Origin of the sequence: Acinetobacter sp. KB005, assembly GCF_049949095.1 — a bacterium.
GTDB classification, from domain to species: domain Bacteria; phylum Pseudomonadota; class Gammaproteobacteria; order Pseudomonadales; family Moraxellaceae; genus Acinetobacter; species Acinetobacter calcoaceticus.
Window position 1 is genome coordinate 3,890,634 of record NZ_CP188191.1, and the last position, 24,971, is coordinate 3,915,604.

At 37.6% G+C, this 24,971-nt stretch carries 14 protein-coding genes; 5 read left to right on the plus strand and 9 right to left on the minus strand.

From position 1 onward, the window contains the following. Window positions 1-5 precede the first annotated feature (5 nt). Window positions 6-1,148, plus strand: a complete 1,143-nt coding sequence (locus ACPF64_RS18590) for a glycerophosphodiester phosphodiesterase (RefSeq protein WP_426452846.1) — start codon at window positions 6-8, stop codon at window positions 1,146-1,148. Window positions 1,149-1,193: 45 nt separating this feature from the next. Here the strand turns inward: ACPF64_RS18590 and ACPF64_RS18595 are convergent, their stop codons facing one another. Beyond that, a complete protein-coding gene (locus ACPF64_RS18595) occupies window positions 1,194-2,156 on the minus strand; it encodes an MBL fold metallo-hydrolase (protein ID WP_426452848.1) in 963 nt (320 codons plus the stop codon). 106 nt (window positions 2,157-2,262) lie between these two features. Between ACPF64_RS18595 and ACPF64_RS18600 the strand changes: the two genes are divergently transcribed. Continuing rightward, complete coding sequence (locus ACPF64_RS18600; protein ID WP_056481643.1) at window positions 2,263-2,637, plus strand: diacylglycerol kinase; 375 nt, start codon at window positions 2,263-2,265, stop codon at window positions 2,635-2,637. A 170-nt stretch (window positions 2,638-2,807) separates the two neighbouring features. Here the strand turns inward: ACPF64_RS18600 and groL are convergent, their stop codons facing one another. The 5 genes from groL to ACPF64_RS18625 form a co-directional block, all read right to left on the minus strand. Next, window positions 2,808-4,442 carry a chaperonin GroEL gene (gene groL / locus ACPF64_RS18605; RefSeq protein ID WP_005038745.1) on the minus strand — a complete coding sequence of 545 codons (1,635 nt, stop codon included), beginning with the start codon at window positions 4,440-4,442 and terminating at the stop codon, window positions 2,808-2,810. Window positions 4,443-4,500: 58 nt separating this feature from the next. Continuing rightward, window positions 4,501-4,791: a co-chaperone GroES gene (locus ACPF64_RS18610; RefSeq protein ID WP_002120604.1), complete on the minus strand. Its 291-nt coding sequence runs from the start codon at window positions 4,789-4,791 to the stop codon at window positions 4,501-4,503. Between the two features lie 240 nt (window positions 4,792-5,031). Beyond that, entirely contained in the window at window positions 5,032-14,388 is a 9,357-nt protein-coding gene (locus tag ACPF64_RS18615; protein ID WP_426455038.1) for an Ig-like domain-containing protein, read from the minus strand. 304 nt (window positions 14,389-14,692) lie between these two features. Continuing rightward, a complete protein-coding gene (locus ACPF64_RS18620; RefSeq protein ID WP_045429255.1) occupies window positions 14,693-15,451 on the minus strand; it encodes a metallophosphoesterase family protein in 759 nt (252 codons plus the stop codon). Further along, window positions 15,432-16,370, minus strand: coding sequence for a diacylglycerol/lipid kinase family protein (locus tag ACPF64_RS18625; protein ID WP_198077517.1), 939 nt, complete (start codon window positions 16,368-16,370; stop codon window positions 15,432-15,434). Before ACPF64_RS18625 ends, ACPF64_RS18620 begins: the two co-directional genes overlap by 20 nt. A 392-nt stretch (window positions 16,371-16,762) precedes the next feature. Between ACPF64_RS18625 and ACPF64_RS18630 the strand changes: the two genes are divergently transcribed. Then, complete coding sequence (locus ACPF64_RS18630; RefSeq protein ID WP_005038731.1) at window positions 16,763-18,595, plus strand: phosphoenolpyruvate carboxykinase (GTP); 1,833 nt, start codon at window positions 16,763-16,765, stop codon at window positions 18,593-18,595. 41 nt (window positions 18,596-18,636) lie between these two features. Here the strand turns inward: ACPF64_RS18630 and glpD are convergent, their stop codons facing one another. Together glpD and glpK are read right to left on the minus strand one after the other, a co-directional pair. Then, entirely contained in the window at window positions 18,637-20,154 is a 1,518-nt protein-coding gene (gene glpD, locus ACPF64_RS18635) for a glycerol-3-phosphate dehydrogenase (protein WP_426455042.1), read from the minus strand. Between the two features lie 149 nt (window positions 20,155-20,303). Further along, window positions 20,304-21,812, minus strand: coding sequence for a glycerol kinase GlpK (gene glpK, locus ACPF64_RS18640; protein ID WP_426455044.1), 1,509 nt, complete (start codon window positions 21,810-21,812; stop codon window positions 20,304-20,306). A gap of 372 nt (window positions 21,813-22,184) precedes the next feature. Between glpK and ACPF64_RS18645 the strand changes: the two genes are divergently transcribed. Next, entirely contained in the window at window positions 22,185-23,516 is a 1,332-nt protein-coding gene (locus ACPF64_RS18645; RefSeq protein WP_080027650.1) for an MFS transporter, read from the plus strand. A 116-nt stretch (window positions 23,517-23,632) separates the two neighbouring features. Beyond that, entirely contained in the window at window positions 23,633-24,055 is a 423-nt protein-coding gene (locus ACPF64_RS18650) for a hypothetical protein (RefSeq protein WP_003650088.1), read from the plus strand. A 21-nt stretch (window positions 24,056-24,076) separates the two neighbouring features. Here ACPF64_RS18650 and ACPF64_RS18655 read toward each other — a convergent pair whose 3' ends face one another. After that, window positions 24,077-24,745: a class I SAM-dependent methyltransferase gene (locus tag ACPF64_RS18655; protein ID WP_426455047.1), complete on the minus strand. Its 669-nt coding sequence runs from the start codon at window positions 24,743-24,745 to the stop codon at window positions 24,077-24,079. Window positions 24,746-24,971 lie beyond the last annotated feature (226 nt).

The window sequence follows — 24,971 nt, forward strand, 5'->3', positions numbered from 1 at the left end:
GAATTATGTTTAAAAAAGCAATTTTATGCTTAAGTTTAATTAGCTTAGTTGGTTGTAATGACGATGATAAAACTGAAAACACACCAACTACGCCAGAATATCAACTTCCTAAAATTCTAGTAGTAGGACACCGTGGCGCTAGCGCTTTACGTCCAGAACACACTTTAGCTTCATATCAAAAAGCCATAGATGATGGTGCAGATTTTATTGAACCAGATCTAGTATCCACAAAAGATGGTGTATTGGTTACTCGCCATGAAAATGAGATTGGCGGCACAACCAATGTAAGTACCTTAAGCCAGTTTGCAGACCGTAAAATAACAAAAAATATTGATGGTAAAGACTTAACTGGTTGGTTTACAGAAGACTTCACTTTAAGTGAATTACAGCAACTTAAAGCGCGTGAACGTATTCCTGAGTTCCGACCGGCAAACACAGCTTATAATGACCTTTACCCTGTCCCAACTCTAGAACAAGTGATTGAGCTGGCTGAAGCAAATTATAAGAAAACGGGAAAAATTATTGGTTTATATATTGAAACCAAACATCCTACTTACTTTAAAAATCATAATCTGGCAATGGAAGATGCCCTTCTTAAAACATTAGCCAAATATAAATATACGCGTGATATTGCGCCTGTTTATTTACAGTCTTTTGAAGTGAGTAATTTAAAATATTTAAAAGATCAGCTCGACCTTCATAAAACGATTAAACACGCACAAATCATTCAACTATATGATGCTAAGACTTCACAACCAGCCGACTTTGTTGAATCTGGAGAAACTAAAACTTATGCCGATTTAGCCACAGCACAAGGTTTAAAAGACGTGGCTAAATACGCAAACGGTGTAGGACCAAGTAAAGGCTATATTCTTAACTTTAATAACAATGGCTCAGTTCAAAAGACTTCATTTATTTCTGATGCACATACGGCTGGCTTAAAAGTACATCCTTATACTTTCCGTCCAGAAAATAACTTTCTACCAACATCTTTAAAATGCAGTCAAGATAAACCAGCTGAGCGCTGTCCAACTGGTGCTTTAAAAGAGTTTGAAGCATATTTCAAAGCGGGCGTTGATGGCGTCTTTACAGATGACCCAGCATTGGGCCGTGAAGCTGTTATTAATTATGAAAAAGCCGCAAAATAATTAAAGTTTTTAATAAAAAAACAGGGCAATAAATGCCCTGTTTTTTTATTTCTCTACGACATTATCAAAATAGAGCGGGATCCACTGATATTGCTCAGCATTCACTTTATAAACATGACCAATGCCTGGGAATGGTAAATGTGGTGCTGCGACCCACTGCTGTTTATTTGAAATTTCAGCGAACATTTTTAAACGGGTATTAATCGCCTGCTCAGAATTCACATCAAAATCCACTCCTGTTTTTGGAGCATCAAACTGCAAAGAATGTGAGTGAACGATGTCTCCAACAAAAATGATTTGCTGATCATTACTCTTTAAGCGAAAGCTGTGATGACCAGGCGTATGGCCACGCGTATCGATCACTTCAAAGCCTTGAATAACATCACCATCTTTAAATGTCTTGAATGCTTTTTTTGCTTGATATGGAGCAAGAGCAGTTTTTACGTTTTTCACAGTACCTAAATAGCTTTCTTTTTTATCTGTTGGCACTGTTTTTTCAGAAGCTGGATTTAACCAATAATCAGCCTCGCGTTCATGTGCATAAACGGTTGCATTTGGAAATACAGCTTTTCCATTTTGAGCAATACCGCATACATGGTCTGGGTGTAAATGTGTGAGCAATACTGTTTTTACATTTGCAAGTTGATAACCTGCCAATTCAATATTTTTTGCAATCGAGCCAAGCTGTGGACCAAAGCAGCTTGCTGCGCCACTGTCTACAAGCGTCAAACTTTTACCATCGTCTACTAAAAATGCATTGACTGAAGTTTGAATCCCCTTCTCATTCACAGCAGCATATTTAGTTAATATTTTAGTTTTCTGAGTCTGATTTAAGTTTTTAAACAAGTTAGGATTCAGATAAATCGTGCCATCAAGTAAAGAGGTTACACGGTATTTGCCAAATTGATGCTTATAATAACCCGGTACTTGTTGGGTGGGAGCTTGCTCTGCATACGTTGCATGCATGCTACAAAATGCAAGACCCAAAGCTACACATAATTTTTTCATCTCTTCTTCTCTATTCAGTTATAAAGTCAAAATCTTTAAAAAAGATTTAATAATTTTTTAAGACCCAAATTGTATAATGCATGAAATGTGTCAGAAATATAAGTAAATGAATAGCTATTCTCCTTATAAGGGCAAAACTGGTCTTAAGCGTATATTAAATGCAACGGGCTACTCTATTTCCGGATTTAAAGCAGCGTATAAAAATGAGGCAGCTTTCCGTCAAATTGTTTTTATTAATCTTATTTTAATTCCAGTCAGTTTTTTTCTTGATGTAACCCGCAGTGAACATGTCTTACTCATTATTGTATGTTTGTTTGCAATGATCGTTGAACTGTTCAATTCAGCTATTGAAGCAGTGGTTGATCGAGTTTCTCTTGAAAAACATCAACTTTCTAAAAATGCAAAAGATATGGGAAGTGCTGCTCAATTTGTTGCACTTTCTATTATTGCCATTACATGGTTGTTCATTTTATTAGGATAAAAAAAACCATGCTTATAAGTAAATAAGCATGGCTGTAACAAAGAGGAACTTCTAGCTGCTGTTCCTGTTTTTTAATATAAGTCATTGAACTTAACGATTTCTTAAAATCACGTAAAATAAAAAATCCCTGCATTTGCAGGGATTTTTTTAGTTAAAGCGCTGATGTGTTATTACATCATGCCGCCCATACCACCCATACCGCCCATATCTGGAACAGCTGGTTTATCTTCTGGAATGTCAGTAATCATACATTCTGTAGTTAACATTAAACCAGCTACAGAAGCAGCGTGTTCAAGTGCAGAACGAGTTACTTTAGCAGGGTCAAGAATACCCATTTCTAACATATCGCCATATTCGCCAGTTGCAGCGTTATAACCGAAGTTACCTTCACCAGCTTTAACTGCATTAATCACTACAGATGGCTCATCACCTGCGTTTGAAACGATTTGACGAAGTGGAGCTTCGATCGCACGGCGTAAAATGTTGATACCCGCAGTTTGATCTTCGTTAGCACCTTTTAGGTTGTCTAATACATTTACAGCACGTACTAGCGCAACACCACCACCAGCAACAACACCTTCTTCAACTGCTGCGCGAGTTGCATGAAGTGCGTCGTCTACACGGTCTTTCTTCTCTTTCATTTCAACTTCAGTTGCCGCACCGATTTTAATTACAGCAACACCGCCAGCTAATTTAGCAACACGTTCTTGTAATTTTTCACGGTCATATTCTGAAGAAGATTCTTCAATTTGAGCACGGATTTGTTGAACACGCTCAGCGATTGCAGCTGCATCACCAGCACCATCAACAATCACAGTGTTTTCTTTAGAAACAGTGATCTTGTGTGCAGTACCTAAATCTTGAAGAGTCGCTTGTTCTAAAGACATACCAACTTCTTCAGAAATAACAGTTGCGCCAGTCAAGATCGCGATGTCTTGAAGCATTGCTTTACGACGGTCACCAAAGCCAGGAGCTTTAACAGCACATACTTTGATAATACCGCGCATGTTGTTTACAACAAGCGTAGCAAGTGCTTCGCCTTCAACATCTTCAGCGATGATAAGAAGTGGTTTACCAGTTTTCGCAACTGCTTCTAAAACAGAAATCAATTCACGAATGTTACCGATTTTTTTGTCAACAAGGAGAATGAACGGGTTTTCAAGTTCAGCCGTTAATGTATCTTGCTTGTTTGCAAAGTACGGAGAGATATAACCACGGTCAAACTGCATACCTTCTACAACGTCTAATGCGTCTTCGAAGCCAGAACCTTCTTCTACAGTGATTACGCCTTCTTTACCTACTTTTTCCATCGCTTGAGCGATAAGTTTACCAACAGTAGTATCAGAGTTTGCAGAGATAGAACCAACTTGTTCGATCGCTTTAAAATCATCAGCAGGTTTTGCATTTGAACGGATATTTTCAACTACAGTTCTTACTGCGATATCGATACCACGTTTTAAATCCATTGGGTTCATACCTGCAGTTACAGATTTGATCCCTTCATTCAAAATTGCTTGAGCAAGTACAGTTGCAGTAGTCGTACCGTCACCAGCGATGTCGTTAGTTTTGCTAGAAACTTCACGAACAAGTTGAGCACCCATGTTTTCAAACTTGTCTTTTAATGAAATTTCTTTAGCAACAGTTACACCATCTTTAGTGATGTGTGGAGCGCCGAAAGAACGGTCAATAACAACGTTACGACCTTTAGGGCCTAAAGTTACTTTAACAGCATCTGCAAGTACGTTTACGCCTGCAATCATTTTTGAGCGAGCTGAATCACCAAATTTTACGTCTTTAGCTGACATATTAAACTCCGAATCTTTTTAAATACTGAATCTGATAATGGATTGAGTTATGGATTGATTAGCCTTCCAACACAGCTAAAATATCTGACTCTTTCATGATTAAGAGTTCTTCACCACTTACTTTCACTGTTGTACCTGCATAAGTACCAAACAATACTTTGTCACCAACTTTAACATCCAAAGCACGTACGCCATTCTCAGTGATTTGACCATTACCTACTGCAATTACTTCACCTTGCGAAGGTTTCTCTGCAGCAGAACCTGGAAGTAAAATACCACCAGCAGTTTTGGTTTCTTCTTCTACGCGACGAATTACAACGCGATCATGTAATGGACGAATGTTGCTCATAATTAACTCCACCAGACTAAGTCTTTTTGATTAATCGTTATTGCCATAATCCAGAGCAATAACAAAATATTTAGATGTCACTTTTGTGGGGATGAAAAAAAACGCTTCAAGGGGAAAATGAAAAAAAACTTATCTTTTTTGGTCGTTTTTTAACAGGTTGTGAAGAGTTTTTATTAAATTTAAAGCACAAAATAAAAGGGACTATTTTCATAGCCCCTTTTATTAAAAAAAATAACAATATTAAACAACAAGTTGTTGGTTATTTAACAATTCATCCAATGTTGTATTTACATGATTCAAAGTAATCAATGAAATACTACTAAACATTGTACCTTCACCGTCTCGGTCAAGACTAATAGTTGTGTTTCCAGCGTATTGTTCTACGCTAATAAATTTCGCCAATGTGCTCACATCTTTAGAATAGTCAATTAATAGTTCACTTAAATCGATTTTGTCAGCTTGGAGGTCAGTTCTTACATCACCTAAAGTAAAGTCTAATACCGTATCATGTCCATTCCCGCCAGTCGCATCTTGGCTATTTAGCAATTGAAACAAAATAGTATCAGCACCATCATTAGTCATATAGGTATCGTTACCTTCACGCCCATTCAAAATGTTATTACCAGAGTTACCTGTTAAAAGGTTATCTAAAGTATTGCCTGTTGCATTTAGATGAGCAGAACCAACCAACTCCAAGTCTTCAACATAACGACCACTTTCTATATTTGTCGACCAATCAGAATATCCAACCAGACTATAACTCACAGAGCTAATTATTTTATCGTGTCCACCAAAATCCGTATCTTTAAGTTCAGACCCAACTATTTGTGTTTCCGAATAACCACTTTGAACCCAAACACTTTCGTAATGACTCGTATCTACCCAAGCCTCTTCATTATGACCATCAAACACATATTGTTGCTCATAATAACCTTGTTCAATCCATTGAGATTCATAGTGCCCATCTTGAACGAGTTGTTGTTCAAGATGTCCAACCTCTAGAGTATTAGGACCTGATAGTTCATATCCTGACTGCCATTGATTTAAATTATAATCATAGTAGGTATTCACATATTGATTATACGAACCATCATCTGAATAGTAATTTATGCCATTTGAGTCCATGTAGACGTCTATTACGCCATCAACGACCCATGTATCTTGATAATAGCTTGTATCAATCCAAATATCTTGGGAGTAACTTGTGTCAATCCAAACATTTTCAAAATGGCTTGTATCTACCCATATATTATCAGTATAACCAGAAGCTACCCATTGCTCCTCATAATGACTTGTATCTATCCAGACATCCTGAAATACATCAACAACAGCAACCCCATACTCTTGAACAAAATCACTTATATGATCAACAATATAAATATTATCTGTAGCATCACCTATAAACTGATCAACAGTGATTATAGGTAAATCATTAACCGTTTTACTGATAGTTTCACTACGATTTCCAGCTCGATCAACAACGGTAAGGTCAAATGTTGTTGCATTCTCATACATATAAATAGAGAAAGTTCCATCTGCCATGACCGTAGTATTTGTTATAAAAGGCTCTTGATCAGCAAAATGATATGTAACTTCAAGAGTAGCCTTACTTTCTGCATGTCCCGTGAGTTCGCCCCATCCATTCATGGCAAGCTGTGTGGCTATCTTCGGTGCTGTTGTATCATTTGTAGCAACAATCGTTGTACCCCCACTCTCATTTTGATTGGCATCAACTACTTTTACCGTCAATGTTTCGCCATGCCAATATTGTGACCATAAGTGTATTGTGAAGGTTCCATCACTTCCGACAGTGGTTTGACCAACCTGATTATTATTAGCATCAAAAATATTAACAGTTAAATATGCTTCCGCCTGCCCTGAAAGTACATTTCCATCTTCTAAGACAAGCTGTGTTGCTGCATTTGGCGCGACAGTGTCTATAGGTGCGGTAATTTCGGTATAAGCACTTTGATAGCCATTTTGTTCCACAACAATACGTAAAGTCTGTCCATTCGCCTGAGGGGAGTATAACTGAATATTAAAATGCCCCGTTTCATCTGCAGAACCATCACCAATATAATTACTATGCACATCAAAAACATATACATAACTACTTGCTATAGCAGTCCCTTCAATAAAGAAACCATTTTCAGAAACAACAACATGATCTGCTGATGGCGGTGCATTAGTGTCAGCATTAAAAGTAATATTAAATGGAGTACTTATATTTTTAGCTAAATCCGTTGCCGTGATAAATAATTGCTCTCCACGTAATAGAGGTGGATAAATATTAGCATTGAAATATCCAGCTTCATCCGATTGAAATTCTGCTCGTAAATCTCCATCCGCATCTATTACTTTAATAATTACTTTTGGATCAGTTTGTCCAGTAATGCCATAACCGTCATTCCTAATCACCACTTCATCAATCACTGGAGCAGTATTGTCTAAAGGCGCAGTAATTTCAGTGATTATGCTAAATTGATTGGTATTCTGATCATAAACTCGAACTAGTAATACCTGCCCTTGTAGATAATAGTCATTTAACTGAATATTAAAATTACCATCTTCATTAACTATACTGTTCCCCACCCAATTAAGACTTTGACCATCGGTGGATGTAACAGCCATCATCATTCCAGCCGTTGCTTTACCTGTCAAAATATGACCATCCACATCCAGTTTTAGCTCTGTTGCAGCAATTGGTGAGTTGGTAAATACTGGTACTAATTCATGAGTAACTTCACTGCGATTACCAGCTTTATCTTTGACAACAATACTTAAATTTTGTGTTTGATATTGGCTTAGATCTATCTGTAGATTAAAAATTCCATCATTTCCAACATAAGTTTTTGTAATAACTGCACCATATTGATCAATAATTTCAATCGTTGCATTTGGCTCAGCCTGACCAGAAAAGAATCCGTCTGAAGTTAAAGTAAAATTCACAGCTACTGATGGTGCAACATCATCAATTAAAGCATTTTTCTTAACCTCAATACTTTGATTACTTGCTCGATCAATTACAACAAAAGTAAGCTCTTCTCCATGTAAATAGACTTGATTAAAATAGCCTGACACATGGCCGGTGTGATCAGCTGAACCAGACCCTATGACCTCACCAATAGCATTTTTGACTTCAATCCGAGTATTTGCTTCTGCTTGTGCTGTAAAGTTTTGACCATTTTCGTTGAGGAGAAGATTTTCGATTGGATTGGGTACAATGCCATCATTTAAAGCATTTCGTTTCACTTCCTCACTGCGATTACCAGCTCTATCTACAACGACAAAAGTAAGTTCCTCACCATGTAAGTAAATCTGATTCAAATAACCTGACACATTACCAGCAGCATCTACATAACCAGCACCTACAACCTCACTTGCAGCATTTTTAACTTCGATTCGACTATCTGCTTCTGCTTGTGCTGTAAAGTCCTGACCATTTTGGTCGAAGATGATATTTTCAATTGGATTGGGCGCAACATTATCAATCAAAGCATTTTGCTTAACTTCAACACTTTGATTACCTGCTTTATCTATAACAATAAAAGTGAGTTCCTCACCTTTTAAATGAACCTGATTGAAGTGACCTGTCACATTACCAGTGCTATCGACATAACCATAACCGACAAACTCCCCCGCAACATTTTTGACGCCAATAAAACTATTCGCTTCAGCTTGGGCTGTAAAGCTTTGACCATTGATATCAAGCACAATATTTTCAATTGGATTGGGCGCAATATCATCAATTAAAGCATTTTTCTTGACATCTCCACTACGATTACCTACTCGATCCATGACGACGAAAGTGAGTTCTTCTCCATGTAAATAGGTCTGATTGAAAGAGCCCGAGACATTACCAACACTATCTGTAGCCCCCCAACCTATCTGATTACCAAATGAGTCAAAAACTTCGATCTGACTATTTACTTCTGCTAATGCTGTAAAGTTTTGACCATTTGCATCAAGTAAAATGTTTTTAATTGGATTTGGCGCAATATCATCAAATGGAGCCTTAATCGAAACAGCATCACTCACATTTCCTGCTCGGTCTTTAACAATGACTGTAAATTCTTCCCCTCGTAAATTGTAAGTAGCAAAGGAAATAGTGAATTCACCATCAGCATTTATGCTATTAACCCATGTATTTATTTGTTGACCATTTTGATCAAAAATCTGGATGGTGGTATTTAACTCAGCTACACCAGAAAGGGATGAGCCATCTTCATTGAATACTAGATTACTTGCAGCTACAGGAGCAATATCATCAAGCGGTGCTTTTATAGTAACCCCACCACTCATATTACCTACCAGATCAACTACAACTACTTTAAACTCTTCACCATGCAAGTAGTTGCTGTCTAAATGGATGCTAAATGTTCCATCCCAATTAACATTCTTATTCCACTGGGTGACAAATTGACCATTCTGATCAAACATTTGAATCGTAGCATTTGGCTCAGCCATACCAGTTAGATATGAGCCATCTTCACTAAATACTAAATTAGTCGCATTTTCTGGTGCAGTATTATCAAGAAAGGCTGTTTGTTTTACTTCAACACTGCGATTACCAGCTTGATCAATCACAACAAAAGTAAGTTCCTCACCTTTTAAGTAAATTTGATTCAAGTATCCTGAGACATTACCAGCACTATCTACATAACCTGAACCTACAACCTCACCCGCAGCATTTTTAACTTCAACTTGGCTATTTGCTTCTGCTTGCGCTGTAAAGTTTTGACCATTTTCATTGAAAATGATGTTTTCAATCGCATTCGGAGCAATGTCATCATTTAAAGCATTTTGTTTAACCTCTGCACTGCGGTTACCAGCTCGGTCAATTACAACAAAAGTAATTTCTTCTCCATGTAAATGAACCTGATATAAGTAGCCTGAAACATTGCCCATACTATCGGTTGAACCATATCCTATGACTTCACCAGCAGCATTTTTGATTTCAATTTGAGTATTTGCTTCTGCCTGAGCTGTAAAGTTCTGTCCGTTCGCATCAAGTACAATATTTTCAATTGCATTTGGTGCAACATCATCAGTTAAAGCGTTTTGCTTGATCTCTGCACTGCGGTTACCCGCTCGGTCAACGACAACAAAAGTGAGTTCTTCTCCATGTAAAAAGACTTGATATAAATAACCTGACACATTACCAGCGTCATCTACATAACCAGAACCTACGACCTCACCTGCAGCATTTCTAACTTCAACTTGAGTATTTGCTTCCGCTTGTGCTGTAAAGTTTTGACCGTTTGAGTCAAGTACAATATTTTCAATCGGATTTGGTGCAATATCATCAATCAAAGCATTCTGCTTAACTTCTGTACTACGGTTACCCGCTCGGTCAACTACAACAAAAGTAAGTTCCTCACCATGTAAGTAAACTTGCAGGAAATAACCAAATACATTACCTAAGCTATCGGTATAACTAGTAGTAATCTTATTTCCAGCCTGATCTAATATTTCAATAGAGCTTCCAGCTTCTGCCTGAGCTGTAAAGCTTTGGCCATCTTCATTGAAGATGATATTTTCAATCGGATTTGGTGCAATGGTATCAATTAAAGCATTTTGCTTAAATTCGACACTGCGGTTACCAACTCGATCTATAACAACAAAAGTAAGCTCTTCACCATGTAAATAGATTTGATTGAAAAAGCCTGAGACATTACCAGCACTATCTGTAGAGCCCCAACCCGTCTGATTACCCAATGAGTCAAAAACTTCGATCTGACTATTTGCTTCTGCTTGTGCTGTAAAGTTTTGACCGTTTGCATCAAGTAAAATATTTTTAATTGGATTCGGCGCAATATCATCAAGTGGAGCGTTTATTGAAACAGCTTCACTCACATTTCCAGCTTGGTCTTTAACAGTGACCGTGAACGCCTCTCCATGTAAATTATTGCTACCTAAGAAAACAGTAAATGTACCGTCCGAGTTGACGGTATTATTCCATATATTCAATGGCTGACCATTATGATCAAAAACCTGAATCGTAGTATTCAGTTCTGCTACACCCGTAAGATATGAACCGTCTTCTGAGAAAACTAAATTACTGGCTGGTGTAGGAGGAACTGTATCAGCGGTAATTACAGTATCGGTGCTTATTTGTCCACGAGCATCCTTAATTGATAAGAACAACTGCTCACCATCAACAAGAGGGCGGTCAAGCTGGAGTTTAAAATAACTTGATCCATTCCAGCCGTTATCTTCACCGACTTTAATTTCAGCTACGACTTCACCTTTGGCATCTTTAACAATGAGAGTACTATTATTTTCAGCTTGCCCACTTATCACTCCGTCTGAAGTAAAGCTATCTACATATGGGGCAAAAGCATAGTTAGGCGCCTGCATCTGAGCAGCTAAACTTACATTTCCATTTACATCTGTAGCCGTGACATAAACTGTCTCAGCATTGGTTAAAAACATACCTAATTCTATCGAGAAACTTCCACTCTCGTCGGTCCAGTTATTCCAAAACCATTTATTAAGAATGTTTCCTTGTCCATCTTTAACCAAAATTTCAGAGAAAGGTTCTGCATGACCATAAACTAAATCGCCAGCATCATTGAAATTTAAATCTGTTGGAACAGGTGGAGGAGTCAGATCTACAACAATATTCTGCTCAGGGCTTATCAAACCTTTATTATCAATAATTTGAACGGAAATTTGCTCTCCATCAATTAAAGGTCGGTTTACACTCAAGCTAAAATGACTAAATTCATTCCCACTATTGTCATCACCTATTGTAACTTTTCCTAATTCATTTCCCTCAGCATCACGCATAATTACCGTACTATTATCTTCAGCAAAACCAGAAATTAAGCCTTCTTGTGTAATACGTTCAACATGTGGAATATAAGCAAAGTTTGGAACTTCGATTAGGGCTTCACTCGTATTTTGATTTTTATCTACTACTTGTACGGTAACCGACTCACCTTCTTTTAAAAATTGGAACACAGGTAAACTTGCAAAGCCTTGTTCATCTGTAACACCGTTAGCGATTAGATTTCCTGTTCCGGAAAACACAAGAATAAGGCTGTTAGGTTCATTGACATGTACTGATAAAGTTTCGCCACTGATATCAAATTGTGGAGTTTCTAAAAATACTGCGGGCGTATAGTCTGCGGTAATATATTGCGGATGGCCTGAAACATTATCTTTATCTGTAGAGATAATAATTTGAGTACCTTCCTTCAAAGGTTGGTCAAGGGATAAAGTAAATGGTCTGACTTCACCTAATTCCATTACACTAAAAGGCGTAATACCTGAGCCCTCAAATGCAATAGAGTTAAACTCTTGTAGAATATTTCCATTCTGATCTTTTACAATAAAATGACTACCTTCTGTCGCATAACCAGTGATCACACCTTCTGGACTAATTCGTAAAATACTAAGAGCTGGAACTTCAGTAACTAGTCCAATTGATGAATTTTCGCTGCTGTATCCATTATAAGTAGCAACTGCATAAACTTCTTCATTTGAACTAATTGAAAGGTCTTGTAGAGTAAATTTACCCTCATCATTAGTTATTGTACTTGCAAGCCAATCACCATTTTTATTGTAGATATCGACTTTACTTCCTTTATATGCGCTACCCGAAATGATAGCTCCATCTATATTATTAAAAGTTAGAGAATCTAGTATTGGTGAATTCGGAGTATGATCTACATTATAATTTTGAATCTGTTTAATAATCGCTGTATTGCCAGCTTGATCAGTAAGGCTAATATCAATTGATATATTGGTTTGCGATTCTTCTGACCACAAGAACTCTGCTGGAATTTCAGCAACCCATTCTTGGGTTAGCTCATCAAAATGAAAGTTATAAAGAACATCATTTAAGGTAGTATTTACTGTAGTCAACGCGCTGTTTAAATCTGTTGGTAAATTATCGATTTCTAGTTTTATCGAAATAATCTGATCTTTTTCAACTAGACTTATCTTATTATCTTCAGTAATTGATTTAACAGTTACTGTACTTTCTTGAATATTTAAAGAATTATCTACCACCACTTTTTGTACAGCGGTTTCAGATGTATTACCTGCAAGATCTGTCACTACAGTTTTATATTGGTAAACACCATCAGCTAAATCTTTTTGATCAGCTGTTGTTTCCTGCCAAGTCTTTCCGTCATCTTTAGAAATTTCATAATGATCTAGTAAAGCTGCTTGTTCGCCGATAACAACCGGTTGGGCTAACTTCAAAGTAAAACTATTATCTTGTGTGATTTGGTCTGCTGCTGAAACACCTGTATCGGACAAATCAGATAAAGTTAGTTCACCTGCTTTCGGCGCCGTTGTATCAACAACTACTTTTTGGACAGCAGTTTCTGATGTATTCCCTGCAACGTCTGTCACCACAGCTTTATAAAGATAACTTCCATCAATCAAATCTTTCTGAGCTACTATTGTTTCCTGCCAAGTCTTCCCTTCATCTTTCGATATCCAGTAAGTGATTTGGCTATTCACTTCTTGTCCGCTAATTATTAAGTTAAAAGTTTTATCTTGTGTGATCTGGTCTGTTGCCGAAACACCTGTATCGGACAAATCAGATAAAGTCAGTTCACCTGCTTTCGGCGCTGTAGTATCCACAATGACTTTTTGTATAGCAGTTTCCGAAGCATTTCCAGCTCGGTCTGTCACTACAGCTTTGTAAAAATAACTTCCGTCAGCTAAATCTTTTTGAGCTACTGTCGTTTCTTGCCAAGTCTTTCCTTCATCAGTAGAAACCAAATACGTTACTCGGGTGCCACTTTCCTGCCCTTCAATCTTTAAATTGAAGTTTTTATCTTGAGTGATCTGGTCCGTTGTTGAGGCACCTGTATCGCTTAAATCAGATAAAGTCAATTCACCTGCTTGCGGCGCTGTAGTATCCACAATGACTTTTTGTATAGCAGTTTCCGAAGCATTTCCAGCTCGGTCTGTCACTACAGCTTTGTAAAAATAACTTCCGTCAGCTAAATCTTTTTGAGCTACTGTCGTTTCTTGCCAAGTCTTTCCTTCATCAGTAGAAACCAAATACGTTACTCGGGTGCCACTTTCCTGCCCTTCAATCTTTAAATTGAAGTTTTTATCTTGAGTGATCTGGTCCGTTGTTGAGGCACCTGAGTCCAAAAGATTTTTGAGAATCAAATTATCTGGCTCAGGAGGGGTCGTGTCTTTAGGATCTTTCCGTGACAATAAAGCAATAGTTCCTGCACCAGCCAAAACACTGACCACCCCAGTCCAGAGAGGTACAGAAGATGATGAGTCTATAAACTTTGCTGCATCTTTTACTTCTAAATAATTAACAGTAGTCTGTCCGGTAGCATCTTCACCTAAACTAGCAGTCCAATAACTCTGCCCTTCATTTAAAAGAATTTGCGGATTTTCGCTAATAAAATAGTTTTCTAAAACAATTTCAGTTCCATCTTTTAGATGAATAATTGCATTATTTCCCTCTCTTGTTATTGAGGCAATTTTTTCTGGACTTATATCAATTTTTGCGATTTCTTTAGGATCTACTACAATAGTTTTTGTCTGGCCTACATTAATATCAACTGTATTATTTTTTGAAGCAGTATTTGCCATTAATGATACTTGTACCATTTTTCCACCATGAAATTTTAAATAATTATTAAGTTTTTCTAAAATATTAAGTAAAATAGACACTCATTTTTATAAAATATTATTAAAGATCATAAAACACTAAACCCTTATTATAGCTGCATAAAAATTACGGCTTTTTATATAGTTAAAAATTTTTATGTATCCATTAATATTATTTTAAAATGATAAAACATTTAGAATGTTTTTCTATTCCCCATATATAGAATTTAAAGCTTAGGCATTGTAATGGATAAAATTTTATCAATCTACTCTTAAGTTAAATGTCTTATAGAATTTTTATAAATTAAATTAATTGAAAAATCTTTAAATCGTAATTAAACCAATAATGATCAATTTTCCCCTCATTTGAAATGACATTAAAACTATTCGGAACATGATAATGCAAACGGCTAGATGTCGCTGTCCCTGCATGAATGTCATAAATAGGATGATCTATTTCTAAATGATAGATCTGCGTTAAATCATATACAGCCGTTTTATGTAGATGCCCATGTAACATACCGAATAGCCCTGTTGTGCTCCATTTTTCGAGTGCCATTTTTCCTAATACAGGACAATCTTTAATACCATGCTCGTCATCAGGCGGAGTATAAAAAGGCTGATGAAAAACCACTAATTTGATTTTATTCGCGGGTCCTTGCTGTAATCGCTCATATGTAGTTTGAATTTGCTCAATAGAAATATGCCCACGTGTATGATAACGGCGGCGTATACTATTCACGCCAACGATATAAAAATGCTCAGTTTCTAAAGTTGGCTCAAGCTGACCAAAAAAATATTGATAGCGAGTAAATGGAGAAAAAAAACGATTCCAGACATGATACAAAGGAATATCGTGATTACCCGGTACAATAAGATAAGGAATATTAAGACTATCTAAAAATTGGCGACAATTATAAAACTGTTGATATCGGGCACGCTGAGTAATATCTCCACTCACAACAATAACTTCAGGTCTATGTTGGGTACAAAAAAGCCGAATCGCATCTAAACAGGCCTCAATTTCTGTTCCAAAATGCAAATCAGACAGATGTAGTAACATTTGGCACCATAATATTTAAAGCATTCTTTTCTACAGTGAAATTTAATGGTGTTTTCATCTCTAATATTTCACCATCTAAAGCCACGGTAAGTTTTGATCTTTTTGCACAATCTACCATCACATGGTCTGCACAAAAACTATAAACATCTTGTGCCTCTTCTACTTTGCCTTGAATCCACTGCCACAACATGTTTAATAAACTAAGCCTATCACTTTTTGTAATGACCACTCCAGCGACTCGCCCTTGTGCAGCACAATCCGCAATTCTTAGTTTCATATCACATAGTTGCAATTGATTATTACCAAAGAAAATTAGAGGTGTTTTGACTGGATATTTCTTACCATCAACCGTGACGGAGAGTTTCATTGATTTATTTTCTCTTAATAAAACGTCCAAAGCCGAGGTATAGGCATGTAAAGGCAAACGACCTAAGTATTTATTGTAGAGCTCGCGTTTTTTTATAAACAATGGATAAAGGCCTAAGCTCGCATTGTTCAAATAAATATGATCGTTAATCGTCGCAATATGTACAGAACGTGGTGTACCTGTAGCGATGACTTCAGCAGCTTCTAACAAATCTAAAGGAATATCTAAAACTTTAGCGACATAATTAAAAGTCCCCAAAGGTAAAATTCCCATAGGGATATTGGTATGTCGAAGTTTTGAAGCGACTGCATTTAACGTCCCATCCCCACCAGCTGCAACAACAACGCCTAAATTTGCACTTTGACTATGCCGATGGATAACTTTATTCATCAAATCATCAAAGGTGACGCCCTCTGCTAATTCAAAAACTTGTATTTCAAAACCAAATTCAGTAAGTACAGTCATTAATTGTTCATACATATCTTCATGTTTCGAAGCATGAAAACCTGATTTCTGGTTATAGATGATAGAGAGGGGTTTTAAAGTCCGCATTTTTATTATCTTAGAGAGGATTTACCCTATATTTTGTATAGAAAATCGCCTAATAAAAGTCTCTTTATGTAAATTTCGAATGATGATCATTTGTTTAATCAATAATAATTCTCAAGAAAAATTTAAACATCAAGTTATTGATTTTAAAATAAATAAATAATATAAATAACACACATACAACATAAAAATGTAAAGGATAAAATACACCAAAAAACAATAAGCCGATGATTTTAATAAAAAAAACTAAAAAATCAAAATATCTATTTCTTATTCTTTAGTCTTATTTTTTTTATGATTTTATGCTTTAATACAGCCACTTTTTTATTTGATCTTTCATTGTACCTCAATGAATGACTTGTACATTGTTGTACATATTTTGAATAGGCCTCACCATGACCACAGTGAACGCACCAGAATTCGTTCGTCATCCTAAGCTTATCGCATGGGTTGAAGAAATTGCAAACTTAACCAAACCAGCAAAAATCGAATGGTGTGACGGAAGCGAAGAAGAGTATCAACGTCTAATCGACTTGATGATCGCTAACGGCACCATGCAGAAATTAAACCAAGAAAAACATCCTGGTTCTTATCTTGCAAATTCTGATCCATCTGATGTTGCGCGTGTTGAAGATCGTACCTACATTTGCTCTCAAAAGAAAGAAGATGCTGGTGCGACAAACAACTGGGAAGAACCAGCTGTTATGCGTGAAAAGTTAAATGGTTTGTTTGAAGGGTCAATGGAAGGTCGTACAATGTACGTTGTGCCTTTCTCTATGGGTCCACTTGGAAGCCATATTGCTCATATCGGCATTGAGTTAACTGACTCTCCTTACGTTGCTGTTAGCATGCGCAAAATGGCACGTATGGGTAAAGCAGTTTATGACGTGTTAGGTACAGACGGCGAATTTATTCCTTGTATTCATACCGTAGGTGCTCCACTCGCTGAAGGGCAAAAAGACGTTGCATGGCCTTGCAACCCTGAAAAATACATCGTTCATTACCCAGAAACTCGTGAAATCTGGTCTTATGGTTCTGGTTATGGCGGTAACGCATTACTTGGTAAGAAGTGTTTAGCACTTCGTATTGCTTCTGTTATGGGACGCGAACAAGGTTGGTTAGCTGAACATATGCTTATTCTTGGTGTAACTAACCCACAAGGTGAAAAACACTATATCGCTGCAGCATTCCCATCTGCATGTGGTAAAACAAACTTCGCAATGTTAATTCCACCAGCAGGCTATGAAGGCTGGAAAATTGAGACTGTAGGTGACGATATTGCTTGGATCAAACCAGGTGAAGATGGTCGTCTATACGCAATCAATCCAGAAGCTGGTTTCTTTGGTGTTGCTCCTGGTACAAATACCAAAACTAACCCTAACTGTATGGCAACTCTTCACAAAGATGTTATCTATACAAACGTTGCGGTGACTAATGATGGTGAAGTATGGTGGGAAGGTCTTTCTAAAGAAATTCCAACTAACTTAACTAACTGGAAAGGTCAACCTCACGTAAATGGTGAAAAAGCTGCTCATCCAAATGCGCGCTTCACTGTTGCTGCTGGTCAATGCCCTTCTATCGATGCTGACTGGGAAAATCCAGCAGGTGTTCCGATTTCTGCATTTATCTTCGGTGGTCGCCGTGCAGATACGGTTCCTTTAGTATCTGAAGCTTTTGATTGGGTTGATGGCGTTTATAAAGCTGCAACTATGGGTTCAGAAACCACTGCTGCTGCTGTTGGTCAACAAGGTATCGTTCGTCGTGACCCATTCGCGATGCTTCCATTTGCTGGCTACAACATGGCTGACTACTTCGATCACTGGTTAAGCCTTGGTGAAGAAGTAAGTACAAAAGCTGAAGCTGCTGGTAATAAATTACCAAAAATCTTCAACGTAAACTGGTTCCGTCGTGATGCTGAAGGCAACTTCGTATGGCCTGGTTTTGGTCAAAACATGCGTGTTCTTGAGTGGATCATTGACCGCTGTGAAGGTCGTGCAAACGCTGTTGAAACACCAATTGGTCTTGTTCCAACTTACGATGACTTGAACTGGGAAGGTACTGATTTCTCTAAAGAAGAATTTGACCTTATCACAGCTCAAAATAAAGATCAGTGGGTTACTGAAATTGAAAGCCACACTGAGTTATTCAATAAACTTGGTGAACGCTTACCAAAAGCATTAAAAGAACGTCAAACAGCTTTACTTGAAGCTGTAAAAACTGGCTTCTAATTGCTAAATATAAAAAAGGTCGCTATATGCGACCTTTTTTATTATGCGGCATCATCTTTTTGTCGACGTCCAGTCAAATAGCTTTCCAAATTTTTTACTTGTTTTTCATCAAATGCCAAACCTAGCTTAGTTCTACGCCACAATATATCTTCTGCCGTATTTGCCCATTCATTTTCACATAAATACTGAACTTCAGATTCAAATAAACCGTGACCAAAATCTTGTCCTAACTGCTCAAGAGTTTTTTGCTCATGCAAAATATTCCAAACTCTAGAGCCATACGCATTTGCCCAGCGCGTAGCAAGCTGCTCAGTTACCCCTTCCACTTGGTTTTGAATTCTTATAACTAAATCTTCAAGTGTGGTCCAATTCTCTGCGCCAGGTAATACTTCATTTGCGGTCCACTCCTCTCCCATCTCTATGAAAAATGGGCTAAGTTGCTCCAAAGCAGATTCCGCTAATTTTCGGTAGGTCGTAATCTTTCCACCAAATACGGACAGTAATGGAGTGGTTTTATCTTCCACTTGCAACGCCACAGTATAGTCACGGGTCACTGCTGAAGGATTATCTGACTCATCATCACATAAAGCTCGCACTCCAGAAAACTGACTTACAATATCTGCGCGGGTGAGCTGCTTTTTAAAATGTGAATTTGTCACTGCTAAAAGGTAATCAATTTCTACTTCTGTAATCTCCACCTTTTGTGGATCACCTGTATATTCCTGATCTGTGGTACCAATTAATGTGTATTTTTCTAAATAAGGAATAGCAAACACAATCCGTCGATCTTCATTTTGCATGATAAAAGCTTTATGACAATCATAGAGTTTAGGCACAACAATATGACTTCCTTGTATCAGCCGAATTTGATATGGCGATTTTAATTGTAGGTTTTCACTAATAATTTCTTCGACCCAAGGGCCTGCTGCATTCACTAAAGCTTTTGCTCGTATTTGATAAGACTCAGTCCCGCTTTGTAATTCCAGATGCCACAATTCTTGTTGTCTATAAGCCTTAATACATCGTGTTCGTGTTACAACTTTGGCCCCGTTCTCTTTCGCTTGTAGTGCGTTTAATACGACAAGACGTGCATCATCTACAGTACAGTCAGAATATTCAAAGCCACGGGTTATAGCTGGTTTTAAGGGACTATCTTCTTTGAAATAAATGAGATTTGATCCTAATAATTTTTCTCGTTTTCCTAAATGATCATAAAAAAATAGGCCTGCCCGAATTAACCATGCAGGACGTAAATGTGGTCGATGAGGCATAATAAAACGCATTGGTTTAATAATATGAGGGGCTTTAGCCAACAAGACTTCACGCTCTGCTAAAGCTTCTCTAACCAACCGAAATTCTTTATGTTCTAAATAGCGTAAACCACCGTGAATTAATTTACTGCTCGCAGATGAGGTATGACTAGCTAAATCGTCTTTTTCACATAAAAATACGGATAATCCGCGGCCTGCCGCATCATTAGCAATACCGACACCATTAATACCGCCACCAATCACAGCAATATCATATATTTTTGAATAATCATTAGCTTGTACTGTCATTTCTCATTTTCTTTTTATTGTTTATGTTATTAAAAATTAAAACATCAAATTGATGAAACAACAATCAAAAAAGCAGAATAATCAATTTTAAATACCTATCAGGTTAGCTCGTCATTGATTACTCTACGATTTAATTAGTTTAAAGGAAATCAATCCTCTGCCCAATTTTGACTACGTTGAACTGCCTTCAACCATCCCTTATACATAACTTCAGTTTCTTCAAGACTGGTACGTGGCTCGAAAACTTTTTCTATTGCAGACTTATTCCTTAATTCATTTAAATCTTGCCAGAAACCTGTTGCCAGTCCAGCAAGGAAAGCAGCACCTAAAGCCGTTGTTTCTTTCATGGTGGGTCTTTCAACTGGAGTGGCTAAAATATCAGCCTGAAATTGCATTAAGAAATTATTAGCAGTTACTCCCCCATCAACTCGGAGTGTTCGAAGCTCTTCTTCTGCATCTTGCTGCATCGCGTCAAGTACGTCTCTTGTCTGGTAAGCAATTGACTCTAAAGTTGCACGAATAATATGCTCTATACTCGCTCCACGAGTGAGTCCAAAAATTGCTCCGCGAGCGGTCGGGTCCCAATATGGAGCACCTAAACCTGTAAAGGCAGGTACTACATATACGCCATTACTGTCCTTTACACGTGTTGCATAAAGCTCCGAGTCTTTAGCGTTATTAATCACCTTCAGCTCATCACGAAGCCACTGTACACAAGAGCCTCCATTAAACACGGCGCCCTCTAAGGCATAGTTCACTTCACCATTTGCACCACAAGCAATCGTCGTCAGTAAGCCATGCTCTGAACGGACAATCTTTTTACCCGTGTTCATTAAAAGAAAACAGCCTGTACCATAAGTATTTTTTGCTTGTCCAGGTTCTACGCACATTTGCCCAAACAGTGCAGCTTGTTGATCCCCTGCTATACCTGCAATTGGAATTCCAACCTCTTGCCCACTAATTGTATGTGTATAACCATACACCTCCGATGAACTACGTACCTCTGGTAGCATTGCTTTAGGAATATCTAAAGCTTGTAAAAGTTTCTCATCCCATTCAAGCTTTTCAATATCAAAAAGCATTGTTCGCGAAGCATTGGTGAAATCAGTGACATGGGCTGCGCCATTGGTTAATTTCCAGATTAACCATGTATCGACCGTACCAAATAATAACTCCCCTCGCTCGGCCCGTTCACGGCTTCCTTCTACATGGTCTAGAATCCATTTTATTTTGGTGGCAGAAAAATAAGGGTCAATTACTAAACCTGTCACTTTACGGACGTGATCTTGCCAACCCGCCTTTTGTAATTGATTACATATCTCTGTCGTTTGACGGCTTTGCCAAACAATTGCATTGTAAATAGGTTTTCCTGTTTTCTCATCCCATACAATTGTGGTTTCTCGCTGGTTTGTAATCCCAATTGCTGCAACTTGCTCACTCTTAATGCCAGCTTGAGCCAATGCCTCTACCCATACCGCACTTTGTGTCGCCCAAATTTCCATAGGATCATGCTCCACCCAACCTGGTTGAGGATAAATCTGGGTAAATTCTTTTTGAGCAATACTTACAACGTTAGCATCACGATCTAAAACAATTGCTCTTGAGCTTGTTGTTCCCTGATCGAAAGCGACAATATATTTTTTCGGGCAATTTGACATCTGAACGTCCCTTTCATTATTTACACACACTAGCTCATGACGATAAAACATCATGTCTAACTGCATTATTCAAAATTTTCTTTGGAATATATCATTGTTTTTAACGCATATATTGCTTCTTAAACTAAACATTGGTCATTCTTGATCAATTTTCTTATCTTTATGGGAAAATAATGTGCAGTAAGTCAAAATTTAGCTATAAGAACATGCGAATTGTCTAATTTGAAATCACATAAATATTCAACCTATCCCTTTGCTTAAATAATAAACATTGTTTTACAGACATAAAAAAAATAAAGTGAAATACTCCTCTGGATAATATGTAAAAACGGAATAAATTCTCTCTTTTTTAGCATTCAACCCAAGCGAAACATGGAGCGACCCATGGTTGATCAACCCTCTACAGCAACAACTCCACAACCTCATTTAGATACAAAAACTCGCCTAAAATCAATTTTAGGTGGTTCTGCTGGTAACCTTGTCGAATGGTACGACTGGTATGTATATGCCGCATTTACCCTCTATTTTGCTCATGCTTTTTTCCCAAAAGGTAGCCAAACTGCACAGTTGCTACAAGCAGCCGCTATTTTTGCTGTAGGTTTCTTAATGCGCCCAATCGGTGCATGGATTATGGGAATCTATTCAGACCGTAAAGGGCGTAAAGCAGGTCTTACGCTTTCCGTCACTTTAATGTGTGTGGGTTCTCTACTCATTGCAGTCACCCCTTCCTATGAAAGCATTGGCGTATTCGCTCCACTACTTTTGGTTGTCGCACGTTTAATTCAAGGTTTAAGTGTAGGCGGTGAATATGGTGCAAGCGCTACCTATTTAAGTGAAATGGCTGAAAGAAATCGGCGTGGTTTTTTTTCAAGCTTTCAATATGTAACCTTAATTGCAGGACAATTGACGGCTCTATGTGTTCTTTTAATATTACAAATCGTATTAACTGAACAACAGTTGCATGATTGGGGATGGCGCATTCCATTCTTTATTGGTGCTTTACTTGCCATTGTTGTGTTCCGTATTCGTCGTGGCTTATTAGAAACACAATCTTTTAAAAATGCTCAAGCTGAAAAAGACCAGCCACAATCAGGCATGTTTGCTTTATTCAAGCACTACCCAAAAGAAGCTTTTACAGTATTATTTTTAACAGCTGGCGGAACTTTAGCTTTTTATACTTACACCACTTACCTACAAAAATATTTAGTGAATACTTCCGGATTTACAAAACCCGAAGCCACTCAAATTACCACTTTAGCGCTATTTATTTTCATGTGCTTACAACCTGTAGCTGGTGCTTTGTCAGACCGTATCGGACGTAAACCACTCATGATCACTTTTGGTGTAACTGGGGTTTTATTTACTTATATTTTATTTAATACCCTTGCAACCACACATAATTATTGGACTGCTTTCTGGTTATGTTTGGCAGGTCTAGTCATGGTAACGGGATATACATCAATTAATGCCGTGGTTAAAGCTGAACTTTTCCCTGCTCATATTCGGGCTTTAGGGGTAGCTTTACCCTACGCGATTGCCAATACCTTGTTTGGCGGTACAGCAGAGTTCTTTGCTTTGAGTTTTAAAGAGGCTGGTCATGAATCTTGGTACTTTATTTATGTAACTATTATGATCTTCATTTCACTCATTATTTATATTTTTATGAAAGATACTAAACATCATTCAAAAATTAAAGAACATTAATATTTTACCAATAAGCGCTAATATCGCCAGCCGATGTTAGCTTAAATCGTGCGATTAAGCCCCAACAATCGTTGTGTTTATGAGATACTAGAGATAAGAATATAAGGATGATACTGATGAATAGAAGTATTTTATGTTTGGCATTAAGCAGCATGTTTATTTTAACTGCTTGCCAGACCACCCCTCGACAATATAATGGTTCAACTGGCTATCAGATTGAAAACCAAACAAAAACTTCCGCAACTTTAGCTTATACATTGGCTAGCCGTACCAATCAGCAATTAGATGAACGTAAATTGCAACGTGCTTGTCAAAATGTATTGGGTGCTCAAAAAGTTTATAAATTGTCAGTTCTTAGCATTAATGAGATTTCAAATCCGGCTCAACAAGAACATTATGGTGTTCAATTGGGTGAAACTCGTGCCTCATTTGGTTTATCTAATACACCGAGCTTAAATAATGGTGAAGATTATGCGACTCGTCAAGCGCTTGAAGCACGCCCGAGTACGCTAAAAGTCGTTCGTTATACCTGCTCATAATATAAAAAAAAGACGCTGTTTTTACAGCGTCTTATAAAAACTTACATTTCTAAATTCTTTAGCTTCATCAAGGTCTGGCCATGTTGATGCACTTCTTTCATCAATCTTTTGATATTTAGGATGGCTAAAGTTTTTAACACGGCTATCTGCGACCCAGACTTCTGGCGCAAACTTTAAAAATTCATCTAAGAAGAAACGGTTGCACTGGTCATATAACACATCGGCTGCCAATAAAATATCAACTTGCTCTGCTTTATATAAATCGTCTAAATATTCCAGCTCTACACCATTAAGCAATGCATTTTCACGGCAAGCATTTAGACTAACCTGATCAATATCACAGCAGATTACCCGTTTTGCTCCAGCCATTTTTGCAGCTATAGCGACCACGCCAGAACCCGCACCAAAATCTAATACTACTTTATCTTTAACATGATGCGGCTCTGCAAGTATCCACTGCGCCATCGCCAAACCAGATGCCCAACAAAAGATCCAATACGGCGTGTCATTCCAGATACGGCGAATCACCTCATCATCTAAGCGATCAGTTGGAAAAACTGGCGGAATCAACCATAAAGAAATAGGTGTTTCCGGCAACTGCTGTGCTATTAATTCACAATGAGGGATGACTTCATGCAAGGCTTGAAGTAAATGTTCAGGGGCTTTGGTAAATTGAAAGGTGCAGCTCATCAGATTTCTTTTAATTCATTTTTATAACAAGCATAACAGAGTCATTCCATTATGATTTGAATTTTTAGAATAACCTTCGGTTGGACCTACTTTTCTTTCGGGAAAAGTAGGCAAAACCATTGTCATCCGCAAAACTCGGCAGATACTCTCTAGAATCGAAAGCATCGCAGAAACATTAATTTTTCAATGTATTTCTGCCTCAAACAATTGCGGATGACGGTTACGC